Annotated in this window: 12 protein-coding genes; 8 read left to right on the forward strand and 4 right to left on the reverse strand. The window is 67.0% G+C overall.

Going from position 1 to position 15,849, the window contains the following annotated elements:
• Positions 1-7 precede the first annotated feature (7 nt).
• From AC5Y4T_RS16335 to AC5Y4T_RS16350, 4 genes are read left to right on the forward strand one after another with little or no spacing between them, the layout of a single operon-like run.
• Complete coding sequence (locus AC5Y4T_RS16335) at positions 8-895, forward strand: carbohydrate ABC transporter permease (protein WP_499921594.1); 888 nt, start codon at positions 8-10, stop codon at positions 893-895.
• On the forward strand, positions 885-1,724 hold the full coding sequence (locus AC5Y4T_RS16340) for a carbohydrate ABC transporter permease (RefSeq protein WP_499921500.1): 840 nt from the start codon (positions 885-887) through the stop codon (positions 1,722-1,724). Before AC5Y4T_RS16335 ends, AC5Y4T_RS16340 begins: the two co-directional genes overlap by 11 nt.
• Positions 1,725-1,728: 4 nt before the next feature.
• Entirely contained in the window at positions 1,729-2,907 is a 1,179-nt protein-coding gene (locus AC5Y4T_RS16345; RefSeq protein ID WP_499921498.1) for an ABC transporter ATP-binding protein, read from the forward strand.
• Positions 2,904-3,491, forward strand: a complete 588-nt coding sequence (locus AC5Y4T_RS16350; protein ID WP_499921496.1) for a suppressor of fused domain protein — start codon at positions 2,904-2,906, stop codon at positions 3,489-3,491. The genes AC5Y4T_RS16345 and AC5Y4T_RS16350 overlap by 4 nt, the downstream gene beginning before the upstream one ends.
• 76 nt (positions 3,492-3,567) lie before the next feature.
• Here the strand turns inward: AC5Y4T_RS16350 and corA are convergent, their stop codons facing one another.
• Complete coding sequence (gene corA, locus AC5Y4T_RS16355) at positions 3,568-4,668, reverse strand: magnesium/cobalt transporter CorA (RefSeq protein ID WP_499921495.1); 1,101 nt, start codon at positions 4,666-4,668, stop codon at positions 3,568-3,570.
• Positions 4,669-4,858: 190 nt separating this feature from the next.
• Here corA and AC5Y4T_RS16360 point away from each other — a divergent pair, with 190 nt between their 5' ends.
• The 3 genes from AC5Y4T_RS16360 (at position 4,859) to AC5Y4T_RS16370 (ending at position 7,995) form a co-directional block, all read left to right on the forward strand.
• Complete coding sequence (locus tag AC5Y4T_RS16360) at positions 4,859-5,848, forward strand: malate dehydrogenase (RefSeq protein WP_499921493.1); 990 nt, start codon at positions 4,859-4,861, stop codon at positions 5,846-5,848.
• A 72-nt stretch (positions 5,849-5,920) separates the two neighbouring features.
• Complete coding sequence (locus AC5Y4T_RS16365; RefSeq protein ID WP_499921491.1) at positions 5,921-7,129, forward strand: NAD(P)-dependent malic enzyme; 1,209 nt, start codon at positions 5,921-5,923, stop codon at positions 7,127-7,129.
• Positions 7,126-7,995, forward strand: coding sequence for a glycine betaine ABC transporter substrate-binding protein (locus tag AC5Y4T_RS16370; RefSeq protein ID WP_499921489.1), 870 nt, complete (start codon positions 7,126-7,128; stop codon positions 7,993-7,995). Before AC5Y4T_RS16365 ends, AC5Y4T_RS16370 begins: the two co-directional genes overlap by 4 nt.
• Positions 7,996-7,999: 4 nt before the next feature.
• Here the strand turns inward: AC5Y4T_RS16370 and AC5Y4T_RS16375 are convergent, their stop codons facing one another.
• The 3 genes from AC5Y4T_RS16375 to AC5Y4T_RS16385 all read right to left on the reverse strand — a co-directional run bounded on the left by AC5Y4T_RS16375 (position 8,000) and on the right by AC5Y4T_RS16385 (position 13,593).
• Complete coding sequence (locus AC5Y4T_RS16375; protein WP_499921487.1) at positions 8,000-8,827, reverse strand: SDR family NAD(P)-dependent oxidoreductase; 828 nt, start codon at positions 8,825-8,827, stop codon at positions 8,000-8,002.
• A 93-nt stretch (positions 8,828-8,920) separates the two neighbouring features.
• Complete coding sequence (locus AC5Y4T_RS16380) at positions 8,921-12,631, reverse strand: multifunctional oxoglutarate decarboxylase/oxoglutarate dehydrogenase thiamine pyrophosphate-binding subunit/dihydrolipoyllysine-residue succinyltransferase subunit (protein WP_499921485.1); 3,711 nt, start codon at positions 12,629-12,631, stop codon at positions 8,921-8,923.
• A 182-nt stretch (positions 12,632-12,813) separates the two neighbouring features.
• Positions 12,814-13,593, reverse strand: coding sequence for a hypothetical protein (locus AC5Y4T_RS16385; protein WP_499921483.1), 780 nt, complete (start codon positions 13,591-13,593; stop codon positions 12,814-12,816).
• 271 nt (positions 13,594-13,864) lie between these two features.
• On the opposite strand from AC5Y4T_RS16385, the gene AC5Y4T_RS16390 reads away from it, so the two are divergent.
• Positions 13,865-15,844: an MFS transporter gene (locus AC5Y4T_RS16390; RefSeq protein ID WP_499921482.1), complete on the forward strand. Its 1,980-nt coding sequence runs from the start codon at positions 13,865-13,867 to the stop codon at positions 15,842-15,844.
• Positions 15,845-15,849: the final 5 nt, after the last annotated feature.

Genomic DNA, 15,849 nt, shown 5'->3' on the forward strand with positions numbered 1-15,849 from the left:
TTCCGCGATGCCACGACTGCGCGGCAGGCCGCCCGAACAGCGGCTGGCACTCCTTCTGGTCGCACCGGCGGCGATCCTGATGCTGGTGGTGACGGCGTATCCGATCGGCTACGCCGTGTGGTTGAGCCTGCAGCGCAACAACCTTGCCGTCCCCAATGACACCGCGTTCGTCGGCCTGAACAACTACGTGACGATCCTGACCGACCGGTACTGGTGGACCGCGCTGGCGGTGACCCTGGGCATCACGGTGGTTTCGGTGTCCCTGGAGTTCGTCCTGGGCCTGGCGCTGGCGCTCGTCATGCACCGCTCCGTGGTCGGCAAAGGCCTGGTGCGCACCGCGGTCCTGATCCCGTACGGCATCGTCACCGTGGTCGCGTCCTACAGCTGGTATTACGCGTGGACGCCGGGCACCGGTTATCTGGCGAACCTGTTGCCGCAGGGCAGTGCGCCGCTGACCGATCAGATCCCGTCGCTGGCGATCGTCGTCCTCGCCGAGGTCTGGAAAACCACGCCGTTCATGTCGCTGCTGTTGCTGGCCGGCCTGGCACTGGTCCCAGAAGATCTACTGAAAGCCGCCCAAGTCGACGGGGCCGGCGCGTGGCGGCGGCTCACCGGAGTCACGCTGCCCATCATCAAACCGGCTGTGGTGGTCGCCCTGTTGTTCCGGACCCTGGACGCGTTTCGCATCTTCGACAACATCTACGTGATCACCAACGGCGCCAACAACACCGGATCGGTGTCGATGCTCGGCTACGACAACCTGTTCAAGGGCTTCAATGTCGGCCTCGGCTCTGCCATCAGCGTGCTGATCTTCCTGTGTGCCGGTCTGATCGCGTGGGTGTACATCAAGATGTTCGGCGCGGCGGCGCCCGGGGGCGACGTCGATGGCAGCTAACGGGGCGGGTGCCCGGCGCACCGCCATCTGGGCCGTCATCGACACCCTGGTGGCGGTGTACGCGCTCGTTCCGGTGCTGTGGATCTTCAGCCTGTCGTTGAAACCGAGCTCAACGGTCAAGGACGGCAAGCTGATTCCGTCATCGGCATCCTTGGACAACTATCGCGGCATCTTTCGCGGCGACTTCTTCAGCTCGGCGCTGATCAACTCCGTGGGAATCGGGTTGATCACCACCGTGATCGCGGTGGTGCTCGGTGCGATGGCGGCGTATGCCATTGCCCGGCTGCGCTTTCCGGGCAAACGGTTGCTGGTGGGGACCACCCTGCTGATCACCATGTTCCCAGCGATCTCGCTGGTGACACCGCTGTTCAACATCGAACGATTCATCGGCTTGTTCGATACCTGGCCCGGCCTGATCCTGCCGTACATCACCTTCGCGCTGCCGCTGGCGATCTACACGCTGTCGGCCTTCTTCCGGGAGATCCCTTGGGATCTGGAGAAGGCGGCGAAAATGGACGGCGCGACGCCGGCTCAGGCGTTCCGCAAGGTGATCGTGCCGCTGGCGGCGCCCGGCGTGGTGACGGCGGCGATCCTGGTATTCATCTTCGCCTGGAACGATCTGCTGCTGGCGTTGACGCTGACGGCCACCAAAGCGGCCATCACCGCACCGGTGGCGATCGTGAACTTCAGCGGCAGTTCCCAGTTCGAGGAGCCGACCGGCTCGATCGCGGCGGGTGCCGTCGTGATCACGGTTCCCATCATCGTGTTTGTTCTAATCTTCCAACGACGAATCGTCGCCGGGTTGACCTCCGGCGCGGTGAAGGGATAACTCGATGGCCGAGATTGCGCTGGATCACGTCAGCAAGAGTTACCCCGACGGCGCCACGGCGGTGCATGACCTGAACCTCACCATCGCCGACGGCGAATTCCTGATCCTGGTGGGCCCTTCCGGCTGCGGCAAGACCACGACGCTGAACATGATTGCGGGGCTGGAGGACATCTCGTCCGGCGAGCTGCGCATCGGCGGCGAACGGGTGAACGAGAAGGCGCCCAAAGACCGCGACATCGCGATGGTGTTCCAGTCCTATGCGCTGTATCCGCACATGACGGTGCGGCAGAACATCGCCTTTCCCCTGACGCTGGCCAAGATGAAGAAGTCCGAGATCGCCCAGAAGGTCGAAGAGACCGCCAAAACCCTTGACCTGACCGATCTTCTGGACCGCAAGCCCTCGCAGTTGTCGGGCGGTCAGCGACAGCGGGTGGCGATGGGTCGCGCCATCGTGCGCCATCCCAAGGCGTTCCTGATGGACGAGCCGCTGTCCAACCTGGACGCGAAACTGCGGGTTCAGATGCGTGGCGAGATCGCCAGGCTGCAGAAGCGGCTGGGCACCACGACGGTCTACGTCACGCACGACCAGACCGAGGCCATGACGCTGGGCGACCGCGTGGTGGTGATGCATTCCGGTGTCGCGCAACAGATCGGCACACCGGACGAGCTGTACGAGCAGCCCGCCAACCTGTTCGTCGCCGGCTTCATCGGCTCGCCGGCGATGAATTTCTTTCCCGCCACGCTGACGCCCGTTGGACTCAAGCTGCCGTTTGGCGAGGTGATGCTGGCCCCGGAAATCCAAGAGGTGATCGGCCGGCATCCGGAACCCGCGAACGTCATCGTCGGCGTGCGCCCCGAGCATCTGTCCGACGCCGCGCTGATCGACGGCTACCAGCGCATCAGGGCGCTGACCTTCCAGGTGAAGGTCGACTTGGTCGAGTCGCTGGGCGCTGACAAGTACGTCTACTTCTCCACCGCGGCGTGGGCCGCGCACTCGGCTCAGTTGGACGACCTGGCCGCCGAGTCGAACGCCCATGAAAACCAGTTCGTGGCAAGGGTTCCCGCAGAATCGAAGGCGGCCATCGGACAACCGATCGAGCTGGCGTTCGACCCCGCCAAGCTGGTGGTCTTCGATGCGGATTCCGGTGTCAACCTGACGATCGCGCCGTCGGAGTCACCGTGACGTCGGATCAGGTGCGCGCACACCTGCGGGCTTACTTCACCGACGTCGCGCCCGATGCGGCGAGCGTGACGTTTCTGGGCACCGAGACCATCGAGGTGTTGCGTTTCCGCGAGCCGGACCACACGGTGCACTACGTCACGCTCGGATGCTCGCGCCACCCGATGACCGAACCGACGCTCGACATCGCCGATCCCTTGCGCGGTCCGCGCGCCGAAATCGTGCTGCAGTTGCGCGATCCCGGTCCGGTGACCGGCGTTGCGCGCAGCATGGCGATCCTGGCGGCGACGCCGGCCGTCGACGGTGTGGTGCTGGGCGCCGACGCGCTGATCGATCTCGGCTCGCCGATCTGGGCGTCCCCTTCTTCGCGCGTGCCGTTCACCGCTGTCCTGTTGGGCCGCAGCGGGATTGGCGATCTGCCGCTGGACCCGCCCCGCGACCCGGTGCAGTTCCTGTCGGCGACTCCCATCACCGCGACCGAAGCGGCGTGGGTGCGGCTCAAGGGCGCCGCGGCGATGCGCCAGGCGTGGGAGAACGACGGCGTCGACGTGCTGGATCCGAAACGCCCAGCGGCACAACCCCGCTGATGACGGACCAGCAGACGCAAAAGTCCGCGACACGCCGACGATTCGGGCGCTTTTGTGTCTGCTCGCCGACAAACCGTTACAGCCAGTTGTTGCGGCGGAACTGGAAATACAGTCCGACGCAGGCGACGGCCATCACGGCCATGATCGCCGGGTAGCCCCACGTCCAATTCAGCTCGGGCATGAAGTGGAAGTTCATCCCGTAGATGGCGGCGACCATGGTGGGAACCGCCAAGATACCGGCCCAGGCCGCCATCTTGCGCATGTCGTTGTTCTGCTGCATGCCGACCCGAGCGAGTGCCGCCTGGATCAGCGAATTGAGCGTGTCGTCGTAGCTGGCGATCTGGTCGGCGGCCTCGGAGTGGTGGTCGGCGACGTCGCGCAGATAGCGCCGCACCTCTTTGGAGATCACGTCCTTGTTGTCCATCTGGATGCGATGGAACGCCGTCGACAGCGGATTGACGCACCGGCGCAGTTCGACCACCTCGCGCTTGAGCAGATAGATCGGTTCGACGTCGATCTTGCTGCCCGGCGCGAACGCCAGCCCCTCGATGCCGTCGATGTCGGACAGCATCAGGCTGCTCACCTCGAGATAGTGGTCCACCACATGGTCGGCGACCGCGTGCATCACCGCGTAGGGGCCCAGCCGCATCTGCTCCGGGTCGCTGTCCATCCGCTTGCGCACGTCCGACAGTCCGCCGTGTTCGCCGTGCCGCACCGTGACCACGAAATCCCTGCCGACGAAGACCATGATCTCTCCGGTCTCGACGATCTCGCGGGCCAGCACCACCGATTCGTGGGGCACGTAGTTGACGGTCTTGAGCACCAGAAACAAAGTGTCGTCGTAGCGCTCCACCTTGGGCCGTTGATGCGCGCACACCGCGTCTTCCACGGCCAGCGGGTGCAGCCCGAACACGTCGGCCACTTCCTGCATCTCGGACTGATTGGGTTCACGCAAGCCGACCCACACGAAGGCGTCGTGCCCCGACGTTTCGATCTCGTGCACCTTGTCCAGGGCGGCCGCGTACCCGAGCTTGCCCGGCAACCGCTCGCCGTCGGCGTAGACGGCGCAGTCAACCAGCGTCTCCTTGGGCGGTTCGGGGGCCGGGTCCGGCTTGGGGTGCGGTTCGTGCGCAAGGGGCCGAAGCGCTTCGGGCAATGCGTCAAATCCTTGGAACACATCCACCTCCCACCGTGCGCAGCTCCCACCGGGCGGTGGTCAATGGTACGCGTTCCGGCTGATCGAAACGCGACGATCTGGTATCGGGAAAGCCCTGGTAGCGGACCGGACATCGGCGGCCGACAAGAGTGCGCTAGTTTCGAGCCGAAACCCGAACCTGCACGAACATCTCCACAAGGAGTACATCGACGTGAGCGCAAGTCCTCTCAAGGTCGCCGTCACCGGCGCCGCCGGCCAGATCGGCTACAGCCTGTTGTTCCGCCTGGCGAGTGGCTCGCTGCTGGGCCCCGACCGCCCGATCGAGCTGCGTCTCCTGGAGATCGAGCCCGCCCTCAAGGCGCTCGAGGGCGTCGTGATGGAGCTGGACGACTGCGCATTCCCGTTGCTGTCCGGTGTCCAGATCGGCGCGGACGCGAACAAGATCTTCGACGGTGTGAACCTCGCGCTGCTGGTCGGGGCGCGGCCGCGCGGCCCGGGCATGGAGCGCAGCGACCTGCTGGAGGCCAACGGCGCCATCTTCACCGCGCAGGGCAAGGCGCTGAACTCGGTCGCCGCCGACGACGTCCGCATCGGCGTGACCGGCAACCCGGCCAACACCAACGCGCTGATCGCGCTGAGCAACGCCCCGGACATCCCGAAGGAGCGGTTCTCCGCGCTGACCCGCCTGGACCACAACCGGGCGATCTCGCAGCTGGCCAAGAAGACCGGCGCGGCGGTCACCGACATCAAGAAGGTGACCATCTGGGGCAACCACTCGGCCACCCAGTACCCCGACATCTTCCACGCCGAGGTCGGCGGCAAGAACGCCGCCGAGGTGGTCAACGACCAGAACTGGATCGAGAACGACTTCATCCCGACGGTCGCCAAGCGCGGCGCGGCGATCATCGACGCGCGCGGCGCCTCCTCGGCGGCGTCGGCCGCCTCGGCCACCGTCGACGCCGCCCGGTCCTGGCTGCTGGGCAGCCCGGAGGGGGACTGGGTCTCGATGGCGGTCTACAGCGACGGCTCCTACGGCGTGCCGGAGGGCATCGTGTCGTCGTTCCCGGTGACCACCAAGGACGGCGACTGGTCGATCGTGCAGGGGCTGGAGATCGACGAGTTCTCCCGCGGCCGCATCGACAAGACCACCGCCGAGCTGGTCGACGAGCGCAGCGCGGTCACCGAGCTGAAGCTGATCTAGCGACGGCGGGGCGGTGGTATGACCCACCTCACCAATTAGGGCTACTAATGGGTAGTCAGTACGCTGAAGCGCGTGTCCGAGTTGCTTGAATCGATACAGACGCAAGCCGGGAACGGCGTGATCACCGACGCGGAGATCTTCGAGGCACACGTAGGCGGCAAGCTTTCCGTAGGCCTGACATCCCCGCTGGACACCCAGCGCGCTCTGTCGATCGCTTACACCCCCGGCGTGGCACAGGTCAGCCGTGCGATCGCCGCCGACCAGACCCAGGCCGCCCGGTACACCTGGGCGAACCGGCTGGTGGCCGTGGTCAGCGACGGCAGCGCGGTACTGGGCCTGGGCGACATCGGGCCGTCGGCGTCGCTGCCGGTCATGGAGGGCAAGTGCGCCCTGTTTCAGGCGTACGGCGGGCTGAACGCCATCCCCATCGTGCTGGACACCAAGGATCCCGACGCGATCGTGGAAACACTGGTGCGCCTGCGCCCGACGTTCGGCGCAGTCAACCTGGAGGACATTTCGGCGCCGCGCTGTTTCGAGATCGAGCGTCGTCTCATCGAGGCGCTGGACTGCCCGGTGATGCACGACGACCAGCACGGCACGGCGATCGTGGTGCTGTCCGCGCTCATGGGGGCCAGCAAGGTGCTCGGTCGCGACATGGGCTCGCTGAAGGTGGTGGTGTCCGGAGCCGGTGCGGCCGGCGTCGCGTGCACCAATCTCCTTATGGTGATGGGTGTTTCGGATATCACCGTGCTCGACTCGCGTGGGGTTCTGCACACCGGTCGCGACGACATGAACGACGTCAAGGTGGCTCTGGCGCGGCGCACCAACCCGGCCGGCCTGACCGGCAGCCTCGCCGAAGCCATCCGGGGCGCCGACGTGTTTCTGGGATTGTCGGGGGGCGTGGTTCCCGAAGAGATGATCGCCACCATGGCGCCCGGCGGGATCGTGTTCGCGCTGTCCAACCCGGACCCGGAGATCCACCCGCATATCGCGGCCAGATACGCGGCGGTGGTGGCCACCGGCCGTAGCGATTTCCCGAATCAGATCAACAACGTGCTTGCCTTCCCCGGGGTGTTCCGCGGTGCGCTGGAAGCCGGCGCGCGCCGCATCACCGAAAAGATGATGGTCGCCGCGGCCGAGGCGATCTTCTCCGTCGCCAGCGACGATCTGGCGCTCGACCGGATCGTCCCGAGCCCGCTGGACACCCGGGTCGGGGAAGCCGTCGCCAGGGCGGTGGCACTGGCCACGGATGCCCCAGACACTTCCGTCGCCCGGGGGTGAGGGTCGGCAGGCTGGCGGTGCCGCTGCTCGCCGCCGCACTCGCTGTGGCCGGTTGCGCACCCGGCACCGCGGACCGTCGTGCCAGCGCCGAAGTCGTGGTCGGATCCCGGCCTGACGCCGATTCGGCACTGCTGGCCGGCGTCTACGTCGCCGCCCTGCGGTCATACGGTTTCGGTGCGCGGGCCGCGGCGGCGGCCGAGCCGAAGCCCCAATTGGATTCCGGCGCATTCACCGTCGTCCCCGCCCTCACCGGCCGCACGTTGCAAGCTTTGCAGCCCGGCGCGACGGCGATGTCGGACAAAGACGTCTACCGCGCAATGATCGCTGCGCTGCCCGAAGGAGTGGTGGCGGGCGACTACACGACGGCCGCCGAAGACAAGCCCGTGTTGCTGGTCAGTGGGCCCACCGCCAAGGCGTGGGGCGGTAGTGATGTCAGTGCGGAGTTGAGCACGCTGCCCCGCCACTGCGATGGCCTCGTTGTCGGGACGGTCGCCGGACATCAGGAACCGTCGACGGTCGGCTCCTGCCGGCTTGCTCAGCCGCGCGAATTTCCCGATGCCGCAACGATGTTCGCTGCAATTCGGAGCGGACAGCTGACGGCGGGGTGGACCACCTCGGCCGACCCCGGCATCCCCGGCGACCTGGTCGCGCTGGCCGACGGCAAACCCGCGCTGATCCGTGCCGAGAATGTGGTGCCGCTTTATCGCCGCAACGCGCTCAGCGATCGGCAGCTGCTGGCGATCAACGAAGTGGCCGGCGTGCTGGACACCGCGGCGCTGGTCGAGATGCGCCGGCAGGTGCATACCGGTGCCGATCCGCAGGCGGTGGCGGCCGGCTGGCTGGCCGAGCATCCGCTCGGCCGCTGAGGCTTTAGACCTTCGGCATCAACCGGCCCATGACCGGGCCGAAGAGCTGCTGGTAGTACGGGCCCGCGACCCGCACCATCACGTCCAGGAGTTTGGCGTCCGTGCCAACCAGAACCCGCGCCTTCTTCTTGCGGACCGCGTCCAGGATGATCGTGGCGGCGCGTTGCGGGCTGGTCCTGGCGAGTCGCTTGTCGAACAGCTTCGCGAGCTGCTCGGGGTCGAGCCCCTCGGCGGCCGTCGCGTTGCGCGCGATCGCGGTCTTGATGCCACCCGGGTGCACCGTGGTCACCGCCACCGGGTGGCCGGCCGCGGCCATCTCCTGTCGCAGCGCCTCGGTGAAGCCACGCACGGCGAATTTGGCCGAGTTGTAGGCCGCCTGCCCGGGCACCGAGAAGAGCCCGAACACGCTGGACACGTTGACGACGTGCCCGTCGCCGGACGCGATCAGGTGCGGCAGGAACGCCTTGGTGCCGTTGACGACGCCCCAGAAGTCGACGTCCATCACCCGTTCGATGTCTTTGAACTGGCTGACCTCGACGTCGCCGGTGAAGGCGATGCCGGCGTTGTTGTAGATCTGGTTGACCTTGCCGAAGTGCTCCTTGACGCCGTCGGCGTAGGCCAAGAAGGCCTCCCGCTCGGTCACGTCGAGGCGATCGGACTTGAACGACGCGCCGATCGCCTTGAGCTGTTCCTCGGTGTGGCCCAGGCCCTCCAGGTCGACGTCACTGATCGCCACTTTGGCGCCCGAGCGGGCCAGCTCCACGGCCAGCGCCTGCCCGATACCTGAACCCGCGCCCGTCACCACCGCGACCTTGCCGGCGAACCCTTGCATGAGCACCCTTCCTTCTCGGCACGTTTGCGTCGAGGCTAGCCGGTACCAGCGGTCCCCGGTTCCCGCGGGTCGCAGATCCAGCGATCACCCCGGTCAGCCGAAGGCCGTGTCGATGATCTCCTGCTGCTCGACCGCGTGCACCTTCGACGAGCCCGACGACGGGGCCGACATCGCCCGGCGCGAGATGCGCTTGAGCCCGGTCAGCTTGTCGGGCAACAGCTCCGGCAGCTCCAGCCCGAACCGGGGCCACGCGCCCTGGTTGGCCGGCTCCTCCTGCACCCAGAAGTACTGGTTGACGTTCGGGTAGCGGTCCAGCGTCTCGCCCAGCCGCCGCTTGGGCAGCGGGGCGAGCTGTTCGATCCGCACGATCGCCACGTCTTCGCGGTTGTCCTTGGCCTTGCGGGCCACCAACTCGTAGTACAGCTTGCCGCTGGTCAGCAGGACACGGGTGACCTTGCTGCGATCACCGATGCCGTCCTCGTAGGTCGGCTCTTCGAGCACCGAGCGGAACTTGATCTCGGTGAAGTCCCGGACGTCGCTGACCGCCGCCTTGTTGCGCAGCATCGACTTCGGTGTGAACACGATCAGCGGCCGCTGCACGCCGTCGAGGGCGTGGCGCCGCAACAGGTGGAAGTAGTTGGACGGCGTCGAGGGCATCGCGATCGTCATCGAACCCTCCGCCCACAGCTGCAGGAAGCGCTCGATGCGGCCCGAGGTGTGGTCGGGCCCCTGACCCTCGTGACCGTGCGGCAGCAGCAGCACGACGTTGGACAGCTGGCCCCACTTGGCCTCACCGGAGCTGATGAACTCGTCGATGATCGACTGCGCGCCGTTGACGAAGTCACCGAACTGGGCCTCCCACAACACCAGAGCGTCCGGATTGCCCACCGTGTAGCCGTACTCGAAGCCGACGGCGGCGTACTCCGACAGCGGTGAGTCGTAGACCAGGAACTTGCCCCCGGTCGGGGTGCCGTCGGCATTCGTCGTCAGCAGTTGCAGCGGCGTGAACTCCTGGCCGGTGTTGCGGTCGATGATCACCGAGTGCCGCTGGGAGAAGGTGCCGCGCTTGGTGTCTTGACCCGACAGCCGCACCAGCTTGCCTTCGGCAACCAGCGAGCCCAGCGCCAGCAGTTCGCCGAAGGCCCAGTCGATCTTGCCTTCGTAGGCCATCTCGCGCCGCTTCTCCAGCACCGGCTGCACCCGCGGGTGTGCGGTGAAACCGTCCGGGGCGGCCAGGAAGGCGTCACCGATGCGGGCCAGCAGCGCCTTGTCCACCGCGGTGGCCAGGCCCGCCGGCAGCATCTGGTCGGCCTCGACCGATTCGCTCGGTAGCGCGCCGTGTTTCTCCAGCTCACGGACCTCGTTGAACACCCGCTCGAGCTGGCCCTGGTAGTCGCGCAGCGCGTCCTCGGCTTCTTTCATCGAGATGTCACCGCGGCCGATCAGGGCTTCGGTGTAGCTCTTGCGGACCCCGCGCTTGGTGTCGACGACGTCGTACATCGCGGGGTTGGTCATCGACGGGTCGTCGCCCTCGTTGTGCCCGCGTTTGCGGTAGCACAGCATGTCGATGACGACGTCCTTCTTGAACTCCTGCCGGAAGTCGACGGCCAGCTTGGCCACCCACGCGCACGCTTCCGGGTCGTCGCCGTTGACGTGGAAGATCGGCGCCCCGATCATCTTCGCGACGTCGGTGCAGTACTCGCTGGACCGCGAGTACTCCGGCGCGGTGGTGAAGCCGATCTGGTTGTTGGCGATGATGTGGATGGTGCCGCCGACGCGGTAGCCGGGCAGGTGGGTCAGGTTCAGGGTTTCGGCGACCACGCCCTGACCGGCGAACGCGGCGTCGCCGTGCAGCATCATCGGCACCACCGAGAACGCTTTTTCGTCGCCCTGGTCTTCGGCGCCGTGGTCCAGCAGGTCTTGCTTGGCCCGCACCAGACCCTCCAGCACCGGGTCAACGGCTTCCAAGTGTGACGGGTTGGCGGTCAGCGACACCTGAATGTCGTTGTCGCCGAACATCTGTAGGTACACGCCGGTGGCGCCCAGGTGATACTTGACGTCCCCGGAGCCGTGCGCCTGTGCCGGGTTGAGGTTGCCCTCGAACTCGGAGAAGATCTGCGAGTACGGCTTGCCGACGATGTTGGCCAGCACGTTGAGCCGGCCACGGTGCGGCATCCCGATAACCACCTCGTCGAGTCCGTGCTCGGCGCACTGGTCGATCGCCGCGTCCATCATCGGAATGATGCTTTCCGCGCCTTCCAGCGAAAACCGCTTCTGGCCAACGTATTTGGTCTGCAGGAAGGTTTCGAAGGCCTCGGCGGCGTTCAGCTTGCTCAGGATGAACTTCTGCTCGGCCACCGTCGGTTTGACGTGCTTGGTCTCGACGCGCTGCTGCAGCCATTCCTGTTGTGAGGGTTCGAGAATGTGGGTGTACTCCACGCCGATGTGGCGGCAGTAGGCGTCGCGCAGCAGGCCCAGCACGTCGCGCAGCTTCTTGTACTCGCACCCCGCGAAGCCGTTGACTTTGAACACCCGGTCGAGGTCCCACAGCGTCAGGCCGTGGTTGAGGATCTCCAGATCGGGGTGGCTGCGGAACCGGCTGCCGTCCAGTCGCAGCGGGTCGATGTCGGCCATCAGGTGACCGCGGTTGCGGTAGGCCGCGATCAACTCCATCACCCGGGCGTTCTTGTCGACGATCGAATCCGGGTTGTCGGTGCTCCAGCGCACCGGGAGGTACGGGTTGCCCAACTCGCGGAAGATCTCGTCCCAGAACGCGTCCGAGAGCAGCATCTCGTGGATGGTGCGCAAGAAGTCGCCGGATTCGGCGCCCTGGATGATGCGGTGGTCGTAGGTCGACGTCAGGGTGATCAGCTTGCCGATGCCCAGTTCGGCGATGCGTTCCTCGCTGGCGCCCTGAAATTCTGCGGGGTACTCCATGGCGCCGACGCCGATGATGGCGCCCTGGCCCGCCATCAGCCGCGGCACCGAGTGCACGGTGCCGATGGTGCCCGGGTTGGTCAGCGAAATGGTAACGCCGGCAAAGTCTTCGGCGGTCAGCTTGCCGTCGCGGGCTCGCCGCACGATGTCTTCGTATGCGGTCACGAACTGGGCGAAGCGCATGGTTTCGCAGCCCTTGATCCCGGCGACCACCAGGGAACGCTTGCCGTCTTTGCCCTGCAGGTCGATGGCCAGGCCGAGGTTGGTGTGCGCCGGCGTCACCGCCGTGGGCTTGCCGTCGATCTCGGCGTAGTGCCGATTCATGTTCGGGAACTTCTTGACCGCCTGCACCAGCGCATAGCCGAGCAGGTGGGTGAACGAGATCTTGCCGCCGCGGGTGCGCTTGAGCTGGTTGTTGATGACGATCCGGTTGTCGATCATCAGCTTGGCCGGAACGGCGCGCACACTGGTCGCCGTCGGCACGTCCAGCGATGCCGACATGTTCTTGACGACGGCCGCCGCGGCACCGCGCAGCGTCTGCAGCTCGTCGCCCTCGGCCGGCGGGGGAGTCGGGGCTTTGGCCGGTCGGGGCGCGACCCCGTTGCCGGCCGCGGGGGCCGCGGGCTTGGCGGGCTCGGTGGTCTGCGGGGCCGCCGGGGCCGGCTTCGCCGGGGCAGGGGCGGCGGCCGGCGGCCCATCGGCGCTGGTCGGGGCGGCCGGCGCGGATTCGCCTGCGGGGTCGGGGTTGTAGTCGACAAGGAATTCGTGCCAGCTCGGATCGACGGACGAGGGGTCGTCGCGGAACTTGCGGTACATCTCCTCGACCAGCCATTCGTTTTGCCCGAATGGTGAACTTATGTTGCTCACGACCGCAGTTCGCCTCAATCCTTCTGTTCCGCAAGCGCATTCCCGCGGCGCCTGCACCCTTGTCGGTCCCGGACGACCGAACACCTCACACCGACGGCGATACCCATTGTTCCGCCCTATAAAGGCTAACCTTTCGCCGCCGATCCGCCAGGTCGACCGGGTAACAGGAGGACGGCCGGGCGCTAGCCGGCTTCGTGGACCGGGGGCACCAGGTGCAGCGCGCGGGGCCACCGCGCGGGCGGGGCGCCGAACGCCCGGTTGGCGTTGCGGATCATCTTCTTGCCGGCGAGGTAGTTGCCGATGGCGCCCACCACGACCCCGATGCCCACCGGCAGCAGTTTGCCGAACAACAGCGCGCCGCGCCGCACGGTGTACTTGCGGACCCACGACTTGAGCAGTCGTGAGTTCAGCTTCGACATCGACGACAGCGGCAGGGCGGCCAGTCCCTCGGAGATCCAGCCGCCGTTGGTACGGCGCGGACCGATCAGCTGCGCGACGGCGTGCTCGCTGTTGTCGCCGGCGAGGATCGCCAGCACCAGCGCACGGCGGCGTTCCCGATGATCGGCCGGGATGTCGTAAACCACCGCCACCGCCAACACGAAGAACGCGGTGGCCTCCAGGAACGTCACCGTTTCGGCGGCCGCCGCCGACAGGGCGCTGATCGTGCCGATGCCGGGGACGGTCGCGGCGGCCCCCACCGCAACACCGCCGGCCGTCACGATGGCCAGGTATCGCTTCTGCAGCTTGGCCAGGATCTCCGCCGGGCCGGCATTCGGGTTCGCGTTGCGCAGCCGGGTCACATAGGCCTCGGCGGCCGGGCCCTGCAACCACGAGCTCCGCTCGATGACCTGCGCCAATGCCCGCGCGGACATCTTGGGTCGACCGTCGTTGGCGGTCGGCTGCTGTCCCGCGTCGGACATGGTGAAGAACCGGTTCGGCGACCTTTTCCGTCGACCCCGCATATTCTCTCTCCTGCAGATGGCGTCCCCCCAGGCTAACGCGCCCGTGGCAAATCCTGACTCGTTATGCACCCCGACCGGGTCCTTGGCTGCCGGCCTATTGCCTTACCGGGAATAATGCGGGCTGGATGTCTGCGACGGTCCGTGCCGTTCGCCGGTCCTCATGCTGTTTACCGCGCCGGGCGCGGTGTATCACCTGCGGGACGGGTCGATGAGCCGGGTCGATTCGGCTGAGCGGCATCGCCGGGAGCGAAAGCGAAACGAGGTGGGGTGGATGACGACGGCTACGCCCCGCACGCCCGGGGGAAGCGCGAGGCCGTCACCGGCCCGGGTCGCCAACCGCTGGGACTTCCTTACCCGGAGTTCACCGCAGTCGCAGAACCCCTGGAACCCGCTATGGGCGATGATGATCGGCTTTTTCATGATCATGGTCGACTCGACCATCGTCGCGATCGCCAACCCGACCATCATGGGCAGCCTGCGCATCGGCTACGACACCGTGGTCTGGGTGACCAGCGCCTACCTGCTGGGCTATGCCGTCGTGTTGCTGGTGGCCGGGCGCCTCGGTGACCGGTTCGGCCCCAAGAACCTCTATCTGATCGGTCTGGTCGTGTTCACCGCCTCCTCGGTGTGGTGTGGGCTGGCCGGCAGCGCCGCCATGCTGATCGCGGCGCGCGTGGTGCAGGGCGTCGGCGCCGGGCTGCTGACCCCGCAGACCCTGTCGACCATCACGCGGATCTTTCCGGCGGAGCGTCGCGGCGTCGCGGTGAGCCTGTGGGGTGCCACCGCCGGTGTCGCCAGCCTGGTGGGCCCGCTGGCGGGCGGTGTCCTGGTCGACGGGCTGGGTTGGCAGTGGATCTTCTTCGTCAACGTGCCCATCGGCGTCCTCGGGCTGGGGCTGGCGTATTGGCTGATTCCGGTGCTGCCCACCCAGTCGCATCGCTTCGACCTGATCGGGGTTGCGCTGTCCGGCATCGGCATCTTCCTGATCGTGTTCGGGCTGCAACAGGGTCAGGCAGCGCACTGGCAACCCTGGATCTGGGCGTTGATCGTGGCCGGCGTCGGGTTCATGACGGCCTTCGCGTTCTGGCAATCGCTCAACGCCCACGAGCCGCTGATTCCGCTGGTCATCTTCAGCGACCGCGATTTCAGCCTGTGCAACGTCGGGGTCGCCATCGTCTCGTTCACCGCCACGGCGATGATGCTGCCGCTGACGTTCTACGCGCAGGCCGTGTGCGGGCTCTCGCCGACGCGCTCGGCCTTGTTGATCGCGCCGATGGCGATCGCGAACGGCGTCTTTGCGCCACTCGTCGGCAAGATCGTCGATAAATACCATCCGCAGCCCGTGCTCGGTTTCGGTTTCTCGGTGCTGGCCATCGCGCTGACCTGGATCACGTTCGAGATGACGCCGACGACGCCGATCTGGCGACTGGTTTTGCCGTTCTTCGCGATGGGCGTCGGGATGGCTTTCGTGTGGTCACCGTTGACGGCCACCGCGACGCGTAACCTGCCGCCACACCTGGCCGGCGCGGGCTCCGCGGTGTACAACTCCGTGCGCCAGCTCGGTGCGGTGCTCGGCAGCGCGGGCATGGCCGCGTTCATGACGTGGCGGATCACCGATGAGATGCCGCGCCGGCCGTCCGGCGACGCGGTGGGCGAGGACGCGCTCACCCTGCAGCTGCCCGGGTTCCTGCGCGACCCGTTCGCCGCCGCGATGTCGCAGTCGGTGCTGCTGCCGGCGTTCATCGCGCTGTTCGGGATCATCGCCGCACTGTTTGTGGTGGGCTTTGCGCCGTGGCCCGGCAAGGGCGACGGCAGGGGAGGCGACGATCCGCCCGGCCCTGACGACGACGTCGTCGACGACGACTACGACGATGACGAATACGTCGAATTCCTTCTGGTGCGCGAATCCGACGTCGAGCAAAGGAGTCATCCCGAGCCGCCCCGGCAACCGGTCGAACGGCCGCGCCCGGCGACCACCGGGGTCTCGCGACGCGGCCCGGCCGCGCCGGCTCAACCAATCGGCCACGCCCACAACGGTTCTCATGTGGATAGCGGTAAACGCCTTCGACAGGTGGCCGTGCGGCGCCCGCCCAACTCCCTCCCGCCGGGCGATCGGCTCACCCGGCCGCCGCGCCGCCAACACACGGCGGGGCGGCAGTTTTCCGAGGGTGAATCGTTGCGAGGCCAGCATCACCGCCCCGATCCCGACGATGACCCCACCGGTCCGGGCCGGCACTCGTCGACCGGTTAGCCCGT

The sequence above is a fragment of the Mycobacterium sp. NGS11 genome (assembly GCF_059813315.1).